This window comes from Planctomicrobium stercoris, assembly GCF_051465655.1.
Lineage (GTDB): Bacteria > Planctomycetota > Planctomycetia > Planctomycetales > Planctomycetaceae > Planctomicrobium.
Window position 1 is genome coordinate 4,284,860 of sequence record NZ_CP195791.1, and the last position, 15,328, is coordinate 4,300,187.

Annotated in this window: 11 protein-coding genes and 1 pseudogene; 1 reads left to right on the forward strand and 11 read right to left on the reverse strand. The window is 57.2% G+C overall.

What is annotated here, in order from left to right; translation table 11 throughout:
- Positions 1-91 precede the first annotated feature (91 nt).
- From SH661x_RS17230 to SH661x_RS17275, 10 genes and pseudogenes are all read right to left on the reverse strand, one after another.
- Positions 92-1,561 carry a sulfatase gene (locus SH661x_RS17230; RefSeq protein WP_437224005.1) on the reverse strand — a complete coding sequence of 490 codons (1,470 nt, stop codon included), beginning with the start codon at positions 1,559-1,561 and terminating at the stop codon, positions 92-94.
- Positions 1,562-1,701: 140 nt separating this feature from the next.
- The gene (locus tag SH661x_RS17235; RefSeq protein ID WP_437224008.1) at positions 1,702-3,039 is read right to left on the reverse strand and encodes a sulfatase; all 1,338 of its coding nucleotides are present in this window, start codon (positions 3,037-3,039) and stop codon (positions 1,702-1,704) included.
- A gap of 48 nt (positions 3,040-3,087) precedes the next feature.
- Positions 3,088-4,617, reverse strand: a complete 1,530-nt coding sequence (locus tag SH661x_RS17240) for an arylsulfatase (RefSeq protein ID WP_437224010.1) — start codon at positions 4,615-4,617, stop codon at positions 3,088-3,090.
- Positions 4,618-4,859: 242 nt separating this feature from the next.
- On the reverse strand, positions 4,860-5,348 hold the full coding sequence (locus SH661x_RS17245; RefSeq protein ID WP_437224013.1) for a hypothetical protein: 489 nt from the start codon (positions 5,346-5,348) through the stop codon (positions 4,860-4,862).
- Between the two features lie 435 nt (positions 5,349-5,783).
- On the reverse strand, positions 5,784-6,746 hold the full coding sequence (locus tag SH661x_RS17250) for a DUF1559 family PulG-like putative transporter (protein WP_437224015.1): 963 nt from the start codon (positions 6,744-6,746) through the stop codon (positions 5,784-5,786).
- Between the two features lie 596 nt (positions 6,747-7,342).
- Positions 7,343-7,531, reverse strand: coding sequence for a CPXCG motif-containing cysteine-rich protein (locus SH661x_RS17255; RefSeq protein WP_437231217.1), 189 nt, complete (start codon positions 7,529-7,531; stop codon positions 7,343-7,345).
- 63 nt (positions 7,532-7,594) lie between these two features.
- Positions 7,595-8,020 (reverse strand): annotated as a pseudogene (locus SH661x_RS17260) (RpiB/LacA/LacB family sugar-phosphate isomerase); the annotation flags it as partial.
- Positions 8,021-8,259: 239 nt separating this feature from the next.
- Positions 8,260-9,561, reverse strand: coding sequence for a glycoside hydrolase family 15 protein (locus tag SH661x_RS17265; RefSeq protein ID WP_437224017.1), 1,302 nt, complete (start codon positions 9,559-9,561; stop codon positions 8,260-8,262).
- 201 nt (positions 9,562-9,762) lie between these two features.
- On the reverse strand, positions 9,763-11,820 hold the full coding sequence (locus tag SH661x_RS17270) for a hypothetical protein (protein ID WP_437224019.1): 2,058 nt from the start codon (positions 11,818-11,820) through the stop codon (positions 9,763-9,765).
- 309 nt (positions 11,821-12,129) lie between these two features.
- Positions 12,130-12,900: a PIG-L deacetylase family protein gene (locus SH661x_RS17275; RefSeq protein ID WP_437224021.1), complete on the reverse strand. Its 771-nt coding sequence runs from the start codon at positions 12,898-12,900 to the stop codon at positions 12,130-12,132.
- A 287-nt stretch (positions 12,901-13,187) separates the two neighbouring features.
- On the opposite strand from SH661x_RS17275, the gene SH661x_RS17280 reads away from it, so the two are divergent.
- Positions 13,188-14,051 (forward strand): radical SAM protein, encoded by an 864-nt coding sequence (locus tag SH661x_RS17280; protein ID WP_437224024.1) that lies wholly within the window; start codon positions 13,188-13,190, stop codon positions 14,049-14,051.
- Here the strand turns inward: SH661x_RS17280 and SH661x_RS17285 are convergent.
- Positions 14,042-15,283 (reverse strand): alpha/beta hydrolase family protein, encoded by a 1,242-nt coding sequence (locus tag SH661x_RS17285; RefSeq protein WP_437224027.1) that lies wholly within the window; start codon positions 15,281-15,283, stop codon positions 14,042-14,044. The genes SH661x_RS17280 and SH661x_RS17285 overlap by 10 nt on opposite strands.
- Between the last annotated feature and the right edge of the window lie 45 nt (positions 15,284-15,328).

Below are 15,328 nucleotides of genomic sequence, written 5' to 3' on the forward strand. Positions count from 1 at the left end.
AGGAACTGAGATCCATGATCAGGATAGCAACAGCACTCCTGCGGCGGAAAGCCGGTTGTTGGCTCTCTGCAATCACTGGGCTTTCCGACATTCAACGACTGCTGTTCTCCGGCAGGGCGGATTTCCAGCCCCTGTGCAGCTTCGCCGCCATTGTTGTTTGGGCCGCTGCGTGATCGGGATCGTCCGCGAGGTTCTTGGTTTCCCAGGGGTCATTCTTCAAATCGAACAGTGCGGTTCCCGAGAATTCGCCGCTGTATTCGATGTAGCTATACTCCCGGTCCCGGACCATCTCTCCCCGGTCCCGCGATCCTCCTGACATGAAGACAGCCGATTTCCATTCTCGCTCCGGATCAGCCAGCAATGGAACGAAGCTCGTCCCCTCCAGATTCCCAGGCGGGGACAGTTTTGCCAGCTCTGCGATGGTCGGAAACAGATCGACCAGCTCCACAAACTGGTGGCTGACCACTCCGTTCCCAGCAGCTCCGGGAACGCGCACGACCAACGGAACCCGGCGGGTCGGTTCCAGCATGGTGTACTTGGACCAGAAGCCATGATCGCCAAGATGAAAACCGTGATCGGAGAACACGATCACGATTGTATTCTCGCTCAATCCCGTTCGGTCCAGAGCATCGAAGACCAGACCAAGATTTTCGTCGATGAAACTGACGCACGCATAATAGGCAGCAATCGTCGCCCGGGTTTCCGCTGCGGTCGGCTGCCTCTCACGGTGGATATCCGGATTCACCCCTTGCGAACGCGCGACGTAGTGTTGCGGCAGGTTCCGAAAACTCTCCGGAGGAGCGGGTGGCGTGGGAATCTGATCGGGGTCGTAACGACGAACGTACTCTTCCGGAACGACCAGCGGCGTATGCGGCCGTGACTGCGAAAGGGTCATGAAGAAGCGTGTTTTGTCACGGGAATACTGCTTCAGCAACTCCACCGCAGTAGCGGCCATTCGATAGTCAATTTCTTCCTCCCGACTGAGCCCCGATGCCCCGTAGCGATCCGAGTTCTTTCGCTTCCACGTAACGTATTCCGGATCCAGACGGGGTTTATCCGGACGTCCATCGACATTCGGAACGGGAGGAAACGTGAGGACCGGGGCTGGCCCGTTCCACCCTTCCGGCCGTTCGGTATGCTCAATCCGATCAAACGTCCTTATCCGGTCTTCAGCGTAATCAGTCGTGTGAAACAGCTTGCCGATCTGAGCGGTCGTGAAGCCTCCCCCTTTCATGAACTCCGGTAGCGTCGGGATCTCTGCGGGCAGAACCTCATCCATGACATCCTGATTGGTGAACACCTTCGTCGTCCCCGGCCTCAATCCTGTCAAAAACGACGTCCGAGAAGGGTTGCAACTGACCGCCTGGCAATACGCAGAATCGAATCTCACTGCGGACTCCGCGAACCGATCGAGGTTCGGAGTCCGGCAGATCGAATTCCCATAGCATCCCCACGTTCCTGCATTGCAGTCTTCAATGTTGATGAAGAGCACGTTCATCCCGGAAGTGTCCGGGAGGTCGGCGGCTGCCAGGCTGTGCGTGGAAAGAAATCCGGACAGCAATAGCGTGCAGACAATCCATCCCGTGCACGGAACAGCCGATGCCAAGTTCCCTGTAAAAACTGTTGACTGTCTGTCGGTCTGAGTTGTGGGCATGATCGCTCGCTGAGTCGCTGGGGGGATCGGTTCCCGTCGTAGAGCACTCACTCCACGTTGTTTCGCTGATTGGGCGGAACCCAGCGGGGAGGCTGAAGTGTCCTGTTCCACGCTGCATACTGTTCCAGCAGACTGCTAGCGATCTCCTTATGAGAGCTCGCCAGATCTGTTGTTTCACCGGGATCGTTGGCGAGGTTGTAGAGATGGGGCTCATCTTCATCCCGGCCTCGAACGAGCTTCCAGTCCCCACGGCGAATCGCCATCTGCTTGCCGAATCGCCAGTACAGAACGTCATGAGGAGCACCGGGATTCTCACCGCTGAGATACGGAAGCAGATCGACTCCATCCAGGGCGTCGGCGGGCGCGGGAGGATGTCCAGCAGCGCACAGGATCGTGGGGAGCAGATCAAGCTGAATGATCGGCAAGTCATACTTCGTGCCGGGAGAGATGTGTCCCGGCCAGCGGATCACAAACGGGATGCGAATTCCCCCTTCCCATGTCGTTGCTTTCCGGCCTCGAAATGGAGCGTTCGACGAACCTGTCGAAGGAGGAGCCCCGTTGTCGCTCAGGAAGATGACAATCGTCTCGTTTTCCAGATTCAACTCAGACAGTCTGTCCAGTACCCGACCGACGCCCTCATCCATGGCCGTCAGCCGTGTTGCCAGATTTCGCCGCCGCTCATCCTCGATCGACGAGAATTTCGGAAAGTATTTCGGATGAGGATCCTGCGGGGTGTGAACGGCATTGAAAGAGAGGAACAGAAAGAACGGATGCTGCTGATTCCGTTCGATGTATTCGACAGCTTCCCGGGTAAAAGCATCCGTCAGGTATTCATGCTCGTCGACGGGCTCCTCTCCCCGGTAAATGGGGAGGGCGTCGGGGGTTCCCGGGAGATACGGATGCTGACCTTCCAGAAATCCGAAGAACTCCTGAAACCCGCGTCGTTGCGGCAGGAAGTGCGGCGCGGAACCGAGGTGCCACTTCCCGATGATTGACGTCGCGTAACCCAGCTCCTGCAGGCGATCAGCGATCGTCTTCTCTTCCACCGGAAGTCCGAACACATCGGGAATGGGTGGTGGACCGGAATTGAATTCGTGTCCATACCGCTGCTGATAGCGTCCCGTCAGCATCCCCGCTCGAGACGGACTGCAGTAAGGTCCCGAGACGTACCCGTTGGAAAACTGCACCCCCTGATTCGCCAGCCGATCGAGATGCGGAGTGGGAATATCCTGACATCCATGGAATCCGACATCCGCAAAGCCAAGATCATCGGCGAGCAGAATGATGACGTTGGGCCGATTTGGTTGAGTTGCCGTAGCGGTGTTCCGGGTTAAACCGAGAATCAGCAGACTGGCAGCCAGTCGAAGGGTGACTGGGACGTTCATGGCATGGAGGCCTTTCATTCAAAGAGCAGCGGCGAGAAGTGATGAGCGTCACTCCAGCTTTCCCAGTTTCTGTTTCGCCTCGAGCGGAACACCCATGCGGGCCGCCCAGTCGAGCCATCTGGCGGACATGGCGGCAACACGTTCCGGGTGGCTGGCGGACAGATCATTGGTTTCCGTGCGGTCTTCCTGAATTTCGTACAGCTCCCACCTCATTTGATTCCGGTCCCAGCACAGCTTCCACTGGCCTTCACGGATTGCCCGATTTCCAGCGAATCCCCAGAACAGGGTGTCATGAACCTCTGTGTTCTCCCCCGTCAGTAGAGCCCTGAGGCTGACCCCTTCAATCGGCAGCTTGCCCGTTTCCTGCTCGTTCTGATTCACATCAATACCCGCCAGATCGGCGAATGTCGGAAGCAGATCAATCAGATGCCCAACCTGATGACAGAGGGTTCCGGCGGGAACCTGCCCCGGCCAGCGGACGATAAACGGGGTCGAGATCCCCCCTTCGTGCATCCAGGTTTTGAATCTGCGAAACGGGGTATTCTGGGCATACGCCCAGCCAGGCCCGCAACCGGTATAGCTGTCGACCCCGCCGGGAATCGCCTGATTGGCTTCCCCTCCCGGAGAGCCGGCGCAGCCGCCGTTGTCCGCCAGAAAGAGAACAACGGTGTTTTCAGCAAGTCCGTGCTCTTCCAGCTTCGAAAGAATCCGTCCGACTCCCTGATCCATCCGGTCGATCATCGCAGCGTAAACCGCCATGAGATGATCCTGATAATCCTGATTGGAAACGACGTCCCAGGCTGGCGCTTCCGGTTCACGTTCCGGAGATTTCCATCGGGGGTCAATCACCCCCTGCTCGATCTGCCGCGCCAGTCGTGCTTCTCGCACCTGATCCCACCCAGCACGATAGCGCCCCCGATACTTTTCAATCAGTTCCGGCGGGGCATGCAATGGATAATGTGGAGCGGTATAGGCCACGTGGAGAAACAGCGGTTGTTTCCGTTGAACAGCTTCATCAATACTTCTGCAGGCGGCATCGGTGAACGCATCCGTGGTGTAGAAGTCCTTCGGGAACTCCGTAATACGCCGGTCGTTTTCGCCAAACCATCGAACCCTGCCTCCTTTAAAATCGGGATCAGCCCGCGATGGATCATGGTAATTGCAGCAGCCGTCGAGAAGACCGTAGTACGTGTTGAAACCTCGATCGCTGGGCCGGTATGGAGCTTCGCTCCCCAGGTGCCATTTGCCCGCCAGAGCCGAAAAGTATCCTCCTTCAGCCAGCACTTCTGGAATGGTCCGCATCTGCGGCAACAGCAGCTTGTCCCCCTGCCGCGGGTAAACACCGGTCATCAGCGACGCCCGGGAGATCGTACATTTGGCGTTGTTATAGAACTGCGTAAAACGCATCCCCTCCGCAGCCAGCCGGTCGATATTCGGAGTATCAATTTCACTCCCATAGCAGCCGACATCAGAGAAGCCCATGTCGTCACACATGATGACGACGATATTCGGCTGCTCAGCCGCCAGGGCGGGAAGAGTGGCGAACACCCAGAGGAAAACAACCAGTAATCTTGGCATCGGAACATGTCTCCTCTTTGAGGTCGACTGCTGACCTGCGGAAGGTTTTTCCAAGAGCGTGCTTTGAATTTCAACGGAATCCAGATTCGGGAGGGCGACGATCCTGCGGAGCCGCAATCAAGTTTACGCGATCTGACGTCCGTGGCTCTTCAGGAGCCTCGTCCTCCCACTTTTCAAACACGCTCGAGGTGAACCGGATCGATGGAAGTCGGTCCGGCGCACCTTCAGTGACCTGTCTGCCGTCAAGGAGAGACAAGGACGATCGACTCAGGCTGAAGTCGGCCACGTTTTGTGACTTCGACTTCAATCCCGGATGTGTTGGCATCCATGTAACGCTTGGGAACGATGTATTTGAGTCGCACTTTCTTTTCATCCGCCGCCGTGGAGTTTTCGTCCAGCTTGGGACCGCCAATCTGTTCGGCCGCATAGACCCCCACCCGGTATTTCCCGACCGCCAGACCATCCCCTTCGACCATCGTCCAGGGCTTGATCTCCCCGTTCTTATCCGAGAGACACAGACAGACTCTCGCGAAGTCGTCTTTCGAGCTGGTGATCGGCTGGAAGATGACCGTGGCACCTGCTACGGGCTTTCCATCCAGAGTGACCGTGCTTTTGACACGATGCAGCGGCGGCACGCCGTCATCATACGAGCAGCCTGCGGAAACGATCGTGGCCAATACCGTCCACGCCAGAAAACGCCCGCTGATCGAGGGACGTACTTTTCCTGACACTTGATTGCTCCTCGTGGTCATCGGATTTCAGTCATTTCAATTCGTGGCCAATGCGTAGCGATGGCCAATCCCAGTAATTTTGATTCTCATCTTCAAATGAGGCTCACTCACAGAAGCGGGCGGCGTGGGGATGCGTTTAAGACAGACGTTGAACGACGGGTCACCACTCCACCGCCTCGCTTTCCGGAGAGAGAGCCGTGACCAGTCCGGTCTATCATGTGCAGACGATTGAGGACGTTCGCAGGAATGTTCGCAATCATCGCCTGTGAAACTGGTCTGTCTTTTAGGAGACAGCTTTCGAGCATCTTTCAAAATCAGTTCAGTGATCCAATGTATCAGCTGTCAGAGCACGAAGCGTGAGCGAGTACACTCTTGACATGTCGCGACTCGAAGCACTTGCTCACGCGGCGTGCTCTGAAAAATCAAACTGAAGTTCTAGAACTCACCCACTACGAAACCGTCGTCCGCGTATGCCAGGTTGTTCCACGTGTATCCTTCACCCGGATCCAGGGCGGCACTCGTCTGTGGCGGGAGCGGGTTCTTGGCAATGGAGTTACTGACGGATCGCACAGCCCCGTCGGCCAGGAGAATGTGAACGGTCCCCACGTGTGCAGAAGTCGCGGAACCGCGGGTTATTCCCAGCGAAGTGTCCTCGCTCCAGCAGTTATCTCCGCCGATGCCTGTCCCCTGCGGACGGAACGGAAAGTTCGGTGACGTCCGGGTGTTGTAAGACTGCTGAGTTCCGCATGCCGTTCCCATCGACCAGACCGAACCGATGCTCATTCGTTCCCCGCTGTTGACCAGACTTTTCTCGGCAGCCAGCATCGTGACGGAGGTGCCGTCAGTGAAATCGCGGATCCGCTTGCCTGTGGTTCGCAGCGCCCCGCGGGCGAAGACTTCCTGATTGAGAGGGTAGTTCCCCTTGGCTGCGTATTTGAAGAAGGGATTCAGGTTGTCACCGGGATCCGAAGGGCACATCATGACGCTCAGGACGGTTGTCGCGTGCCGGTCCAGTGCATCGGTGTTCTGGCGATAGTCATCGTTGACGGCAGCTGAAAAACGGACGTTCGTCCCGGTGTCCAGTGTCTGATACAGCGGAGCCTGATCGAGGTACGGGAGCAGTCGCACGTAAGCGGAGAATTCGCCGTTGGCACCCGACAGTGGAGAGCCGGGTTGCGTTCCCAGGATCGGAAACTGATTGTGTGCTTCATGGTAATTGTGCATCGCCAGCCCGACCTGCTTCAGATTGTTTTTGCACTGCGATCTTCGGGCGGCTTCTCGAGCCTGCTGCACCGCAGGCAGCAGCAGAGAAATCAAAACTGCGATGATGGCGATGACCACCAGGAGTTCAATGAGAGTAAAGCCATGCTTGACGTGACTTGTCTGCGTTCTGCGCACTGTTCCAACCTTGGTTTGAGGGTCAACTAAGCTGGAAGCCCCGACATTCAGTCATCGCGACGCACTTGCCTGAAGCCCCGACCGTCGATTCGCAAACACTCGTAACACAGGTTCAACACAGGGGCCCGCAGAACTCAACAGCACCATACGGCGGGGAGCTCTGCCTGAGAGAGAATGGTCAAAAGCTTGCGAGACGCCGGAAAGAGGCTGACTCAGCAAATGGCAGCAATGAATGTTTCGCCGGAGGGCCTCCGTGGGTTCTGGAGATCGCCTCTGAGGTCTGCAGTCGGCAAAAAGTTCGAGCGGAGTCGAATAATTACCAACCTAGTAGTGCATGTCAATATAGATCGCACAACTCCTAACATTTTTTTGAAGATGACAATATTCTCAGGCAGATCGCCCTGAAAAAGAGAACAAGCTGCCGACAATCGCTGCCACAAACTCCGAAATCAAAAGAGTTAGCGTACACAGAAGACGTCAGAACGCCGGCGGGAAAATCAACGACCAATTCAATGGAAATCAACCGACGAGCGATTCCCTTGTGACTGAGACGACCACACCTGGACGGTCAGCGTCCATTAACGCCGAAGCCAATTTCAACCGTTAATGTGAAGGTCACCGCGCACGCTCAGCTTGCCGGCTTCGTCCATTCGCAGCGAAATGCTGTTCTCATGACAGCAGACCGGACACGTTTCCAGTACTTCCTGCGTCGTCCCTGCGGAGAGATCGACCGGGAAGGAAAACTCTTCCCGGCACGAATCACAGATGTACCGGGCGTCTTCCACGAGAGCGGTTCGATGCGGAAGTTCCGCATGTCCGTCCGACTCGGGGTTCGAGTGCGAAGGCTTGTCGATCAGACGAATGCGGCGGAGATGGCGGCCCCCTTCAAAGGGCGTTTCCAGCCAGGTTTCTACCATAGCGATCACATCTTCGAAGTCCACCATGCGCTGGCCGATCGAGAGCATGTTGGCGTCATTGTGTTCGCGCCCCAGCCGAGCGGATTCCACATTCCAGCACAGGACACAGCGGATGCCCGGCACCCGGTTCGCGACAATCGCTTCCCCGTTGCCGCTTCCTCCGAAGATGATCCCGCGATCGCACTCTCCCGAGGCGACTGCTTCAGCCGCAGGCCGGATGAACAGCGGGTAGTCGACCGGCGGGGCTTCTGCATTCGGGCCGAAGTCGGTCACAACGTGTCCACTCTCGATCAACAGCAGCTGCACGCGCTGTTTGTAATCGAATCCTGCATGGTCACTGGCAAGTGCGATCTTCATCGACAACCCTCGTAAGCTCCGCCCCCGCAGGACGCGGTCACGTGTTTCAATTGTTCGATTCCTACTTCTCCAGACTATCGAATTCCGGCGAAGAGGAGAGTAAAAAATCCGGGTTCCCGGAAATGTTGTCGGGAAATCAATGATCCTCCCCACGACCTTCCGGTCGCATGACGATATCAGTTCCGTCCGGGCTGGAAAACTCCCGCCGGAAGCGCTGCGATGGACTTCCCTCGAAATTTTTAAACCGTCGTAGAACGCTCTGAAGATTTCTTCATCCAGTGCAGTGCCAGCCTCAGATTGGCCTGTGTCCAGAGCAGCGGCGTGATGTCGTTGGGGATCCATTGCCCATGCTCGAGGAAATACGATTCCGGAGAGCGATACGCGGGAAAGCGGGAGTGCTCATCGGTCAGCTGCTTCAACGAGCGGCGCAGGTGAGCGACCTGTCGTTCGAGGTCACGGGGATCTCCCGACTCCAGATAGTTTCGTCCGTGGATGATCGAGATGATCGGGTCGAAGATGCACCATTGCGCTTCTTCCCCGGGTTTCAGAAGGCTGTCCCGGGCGCTCATGTCATCGCTGAAGTCGGTGGTCCGGACCTCGGGAGAGAGGAGATCCCGGTAATTCGCGCACCAGTAGGAATCCCCGAGATAACGACGGATTCCAATCGGACCCGCCAGATGTTCCACCGTCTGCTCAACAATCTGTGAAGTCAGTTCGTCGTCGATGATCGACAGCGGATATGCCAGGAACAGCAAGGCGGAATCGTATTTGCGGTTCTGTGACGGGTCAGGCTGAATACACTCTGCCGGCAGGATCTCCAGCAGGGCGCGGCGCCCCTGGGCGATCAGGTCATTCAGAAGCACGGGATCGATCGGCACGGAGGGGTGATCTGCCAGATAGGCCCGCAGTTCCGTCAGTCCAGCGACGACGGGACCGATGCTGCTCGCTTCAATCTTCCGTGTTTCTTCCCAGTGACCGCTGTCTTCATCTTGCCAGAATTGAATGGCTGCAAAGTACCGGGCGAAGAGATGAAACAGTTCAAGCTGCTCCGGCGTCGGATGCAGATCACCCGCACGAATCAGTCTGCAGGAGAGCCACAGCACATAGCCCAGCGCATCGTTCTGGGCATGTGCCCAGCGGACATCGATCTCGGACAGAGTCTCGCCGTCGAACCGGATATGCGGGCGGTTCATCGGCTCGGAAGGATCCACCTTGCCGGTGATGATGTCCAGGAATTTCTGCTGATGCTTCAGGTAAAACGCAAGCAGCGCCTGAGTCGCCCGGATCGCCATCTCCTTTTCGCCCGTCACCCACAGTGCATGAGCGATATGGCAGTTGTCCCGGGTCCAGATGTACTGATAGCCGGTCAACCGGAATTCGGGATTCTCCGCTGCTGCTGCCGAAAAGAGCCCCGTGGAAATCGTCGGAAACCGGAATGCTCCACGCTCGGTCAGAAAAGAAACGATGCCATCAATTTCACGCGCACTGGGGCGGTCGCTGAGCCAATGTTCGGGTGACATTCCATGTCGGGGGTGGGTCATCTCGTGAGATCCGTCAGAGACTTGATGAGCTGCTGCGAGCGCGTTAGACCAGTTTGGTCCATCATGTGCAGGCAATTCAGGATTTTCACCGCATGAAAGTCCATATGATCGCCTGCGAACGTAACAGATTATTTGCAAAACCGCTCTAGATGAGGCAGAACTGATTCGTCCAGGCAAAGACTGTTGTTTCGGATTTTGCGTTTACCGATTTTTCTGAATTCTGCGTTCGATCAGTTTCTCCAGCAGACCGACGCCCGCCTTGATGCCAATCTGCTTGCCAAAGTCGGCCAGCCCAGAACCATCGATGCGCGGGTCATCCAGAGTTCCGGTGACTCCCAACGAAATCGGTTGAGAGGCCAGAGCCTGCAGGACCGGACGGTCTCCAGCAACCCATTTTTCGGGCATTGCGAGTTGAAGCTGAAGGGCGAGTGTCTGATCCAGTCCCACGGAACCGGACGTTGCGAGCCGCACCTCACCGACATTCGCGCCGAAGTTGTCGTGATAGACTCGACCTTGATAGAGCTTGAACCGGACATCCTCCTGCTTCATCGCCAGCACAGCCTTTTGAGTCAGGTCAACTCCTCCCCGATTCAACATCTGCTGCAGGACGGACACCTGCTCGATCATCTGCAGGGCCAGCGGCCCAGGCCGGACAGTTGCATCGCGCAGCGCGAGCGTCCCTCCCAGCTCTCCCTGTTCGATATGCCCGACGGGAATCTGCCCCTCACTCAGGATCAGGCTGATTCTTCCATTGGCACTCGTGGCATTCGCCATCGTCGGTGAAATGTACAGCAACCAGTCACGACAGACTTCTTCAGTCAATGAAACGTTTTCCAGCATGACACCTGCGGGGAAGCGCAGCACGGCCGGGTCGCTCCGCAGATCCAGAGTCGGCAGAGTGAGCAGTCTTCCTCCGTTGACCGGCACGTTCAGATTTTCCGCACGGACCTGGCCATCGTGATAGCTCACCTTCATCTGTCCCTTCTGGGAGAGCAGTCCGTAAGCGGCAGCCTTGTCCCATGAAGCGACCAGCGAATAGGTCAGCGGCTGAGAAGTCCCGTCGGCGGCCGGCAGGAGCGACCCGTTAATGGTGATCTGCGAGAACTTCATCCCTTCGATCTGAATCTGCTCTCGAACTTCCGCAGGCAGCAGATCCAGCAAAGCGTTGCCGGGGGTCTGCACTTCCGCCTGAACCTGAAGAATCTGCTGGCTGGAGATTTCCTTCACCGAGCCCTGCAACTGGACTGCGGCCTGATCCGCTGCCAGCTGCAACCGGGGAACGATCAGGCTGTCTTCCGGCAGAGAAAACCGGCTCTGCAACTCGAGGTTCACTGCGGGGAGGCCTCCCGGCGCGAACGCCACTTGGCCGTTCTGCAATTCGGGAGCGTTTTCATTCATGCGTGCGGTCGCTGCGAGTTCCCACCCCGAACGATTGTCTCGTTGAAAGGAGATCTGCCACTGCCCGGAACATTCCGTCAGTCCGTGAGACGGCCCCAGATACTTCTGCAGCCACGGATTGGCAGCCACGAGAGCAACACGGTCGCCGGAGCCTGTCAGTTCGAGAACTTCGGTCTGGTCTTCGTTCCTGTCGCGAGACCATTCCCCCTGCAGGTTCAATTCACCCAACCCGTTCTCACGAGCCGGGACATGGGCACGCACGACCTGGGCCTCTTTGGAATCGGTGGTGTATTTGTAGTCGGCAGAGACGTTCGACCAGGTGTCGACTGTCTCACGTGCGGCATTCTGAAAATCAATCGAGCTGTTCGTGATCGTCAGTTCGATGGGATAGGGCGACCGTGGAACAGAGAACTTCTGCACGGCGTTGGTCAGTTCCGAGAGATCCAGTTGCCCTTCGACCGGCTCCGGTTCGGGAACAACGACGGTTAAGTGCATCCCGTCCAGCTGAAGTTTGAGCGGGGCCGATTTCTGCGTGAGGAAATCCCAGAAGCTGCGTTGAGTGGTCAGCGAGTTGACGTTGGCAATCGGATGCCCGTCCGGCGTTTTCAGGGTCACATTCTTGAGCTGGACGGGTCCCTGCCAGCCAAAGGTTGCTTCTCCGACTGCGACTGTCCCGGCCGGTTGCCCTGAAACCCAGGCCAGCGTTTCGGGATTTTGCAGCATCATCCCGGCGATCTGAGGAAGAAAAAACAGACCGGCCGCGGCCACAATGAACAGTCCGAGGAACAGGCGTCCCAGGCCGGACTTGCGTTTGATCACCTGGGTCTCGGCCACATCCGGCTCTCGCAGGACTTTCGTCATCACTTCCTCCCTGTCTGAAAATCTCTCGCGAATCGAACGTACAACGGGCGTCCCCTTCAAAGCACTCGAAGGAAACCCGCTTCGTCTCGCGAAAGCGATCATCTGCATTCTCCGTAATCAGCAGATGGTATGCCGCCCGCGGCAATTCGACCATGCGAATTTCGCCGGGAGGCTATAACTTGTTGTGATGTGGTGTGTTGAGGGAAGTGGGAGCAGTTCCCTCAACATCAGATGCGTCCGACCGCCATTCAGCCTGCCGTTGGTGATCGAGGCCTTTCACAAGCCGGGTTGAAGCGATTCACAGACCGATCAGCTCTGCAGGAGTTGCTGGAGAATGTTGTCGTGCGGATAGGGGTGGCCTTTGTGCTGCCGGAAGCCCTCTCCGTACTGCGCATCAATGACGGAACCTCGCGCCCGGCTCCAGCGGCGGCAGGAGTCGATGTACTCATCCATGCCATGCTGCCGCTGCAGCCATTCCCGCTGACTCTTGTGAGAGGCGAGCATCTCGAGTTTCAGTTCGATCTTTTCAGTGATGTCGACGACAAAATCACAGGGGGAAGGATTTCCGAACCAGTCGACCCCTTCCACCGGATCCATGTAGTACAGAGCAGGAATCCGCTTGATGAGCGGAGCAGGATCCGGCTGTCCCGTGTAGTAGTTCGGCACTGCTGCGCAGAAGCAGGCGTCCCGGACGAGGCGGCTGGTCATCTCGTGGTCGCTCATGTAATCGACAGGGGGAGCAGTCAGCACGATATCAGGCTGTGCTTTTCGCAGAGCTTCGGTCACACGCTTGCGATTCTCGTCGTTCACGTCGATGCACAGGTCGCGGAACTCCAGGCACATGCATTCCACCCCCAGCAGGCGGGCGGAATCCTGGGCCTCCTGACGTCGGACCTCTGCGATTTCCTCAGGTCCCAGCTCAGCACTCCCCTTGTCACCGGGAGTCATGTTCGCCATCACGACGGTGTGGCCCTTGTCCTTCAGGAGTGCCAGCGTTCCGACGCACTGCAGTTCCAGATCGTCCGGATGCGCGTGAATGGCCAGAATGCGAAGGGGGCCGGAAGCCGAAAAGGAAGACATAAAAAGTTACTTTCCTAAGCGAATGCGTACCTGTGAAGACCTGTCAGATGTCACAGTATTTCGATTCCTGCCACTTACGTCGAGTCATTCCGGCAGACAAACCCGAACAGGTCAATTTTCATACCGAATGAAATTCCGACCGTCGAACAACTTTTGCGTCAACCAGCGATCACTCCCCGCAACTGAATGCCGTAAACCGGGGTGATCTACGGATTCGGGAGTCGACGCCGCGCTCCCTTCGGGTATGATTCCAGCACACAGTTTTCTCATTTTTGCGACCGTCATTCATGTCCGAAGCCTCGCTGCAGCAATTTCACTCCCACCCCCGGAAGTACGAACAGAACAAGTTCGTCTATCCGGTGGTGTCGCGGCGCAGCAAGGGGATCTCCATCGGAGTGAACCTGAATCCGGACAAGATCTGCAACTTCGACTGCATTTACTGCCAGGTCGACCGCCGCAGCGAAGCCGAAACGCGGTTTGTGGAGATGGACCGACTTGTCGCCGAAATTGATCACATGCTCGAGTTTGTCGCATCGGGCGAGATCTATCAGGACCCGAAGTTTGGAAGCCTTCCGCAGCATCTCCGCAGGCTCAATGACATTGCCTTCTCAGGGGACGGTGAACCAACGACGTTCAAGAACTTCGATCAGATCATTCAGACTGTCGCAGACCTGAAGCAGTCGCATCAGCTGCCGGACGTCAAGATGGTGCTGATCACTAACGCGAGCATGTTTCATCGTCCCAATGTTCAGCGGGGCCTTGAAATTCTCGATGCCCATAACGGAGAGATCTGGGCGAAGCTCGATGCCGGAACTGAAGCCTACTATCAACTCATCGAACGGACGAAGATCCCCTTCCAACGGATCCTCGACAACCTGCTCTCCGCCGCCCGAGTGAGACCGCTGGTCATCCAGACCCTGTTCATGCGTGTGGCGGGCGACCCGCCGACCACAGAAGAGATCGATGCATATCTGGCCCGGCTGAACGAGATCCAGCAGGCGGGCGGGAAGCTGAAGCTGGTGCAGATCTACACCGTGGCCCGACCGCCGGCCGAAAGTTTCGTCACCCCGCTGACAAATGCAGAGGTCGATGCCATCGTCCAGCGGGTGATCACGGAAACCGGCATTCCCGCCGAACCATATTACTCCTGACGATCACGCTTGGTGAAGTCGATGAAGTCGGTGCTGGCGGTCAGCGATCCCGCATGGACGTTCAGAAAGCAGGCGGTCGACTTCTCCGGAATGTTCGCGGTCACGGTCGTAACCCCATCTTTCGAAGTCAGAGTGGCCGGGATCGAATGCCATTCTCGCGTTCCCGTGTATCCGGTTTCGGAAGTCAAGAAAAGTTCAGCTGAGTCCAGCGGTTGCTTGCTCCTGAAGACCGTCGAAATACGCCGCCCCTCTTCGACGACAGTCGAAACTTCTTCGCCCCATAAACCTCCAGTTTTGACCACTTCCCGGGCGAAGGCATAACTTTCTTCGGGAATCCAGCCGGCAGTGTGAGAGTGCCCCATGTCCGGCAGGACCGCCACCATACGCTGCCCCGGCGCGGCCTTGTACGTCGCACTCTGACAGGTGAGCGGAAAATGACCGTCCTTCAGCCAGGTCAACCAGAGCACCGGCAGCCGGGCATTCGACATCCGGACCATCGGGTCCCAGACTTCGCGATACAACTGATTCGTCCCCAGGGCTTCGCCCCATTGATTCTCGGCATCAAACAGGTGGCCACAGCCGTAGATGGGAATCGCGAATGCGAACTTAGGGTCGATCCCGATCACAGTGCTGGTGACAACCCCACCCCAGGAAATGCCGCAGACTCCAATCTTCTCAGGGTCGACTCCCGGCTGTGAAGCTAAGAGGAGCCGGGCGAGAATCGTGTCCGCCACAGCGTGATAGATCCACTGATCCTGGAGCGGCTCTGCACCATCAACGAAGATGCCTCCTCGCGCGGGTCCGGACCATTCATTTCGAGGCTGCTGACTGGGTGGCGAGCCTTCGTGGATTTTTCCATCCACTTGTCCTTCGACCGCGATGCTGATGGCAGCGAAGCCATGTTGATTCCATCGCTTCACCCATTCCAGATAGGCCGTTCCCCCACCCCCGTGAATCAGGACGACACCAGGGACTTTCTGACCCGCAGGGACTTCAGGCACTCCCAGCCAGGCAAAAACCCGCGTGGGCTGTCCGCGATAAGGGAGGGCGTCATAGGAAACGGCACGAATTCCTTCACTTCCGGAGATTTCAGTGAGCTCTCGCATGGCGGGGGCGATGCTGAGCTTTCCTAACTCCAGCACTGCAGCACGTGCCTTCTCAAAGTCTTCGGCATCTGAAGACCGTGCCAGGCAAATCAGAACTGCAATTGCAGCCAAACTTCTGATGACCATTCGCCGCACCCCTCGCCCGATCCCATAAACAGTAATTCATGGAAT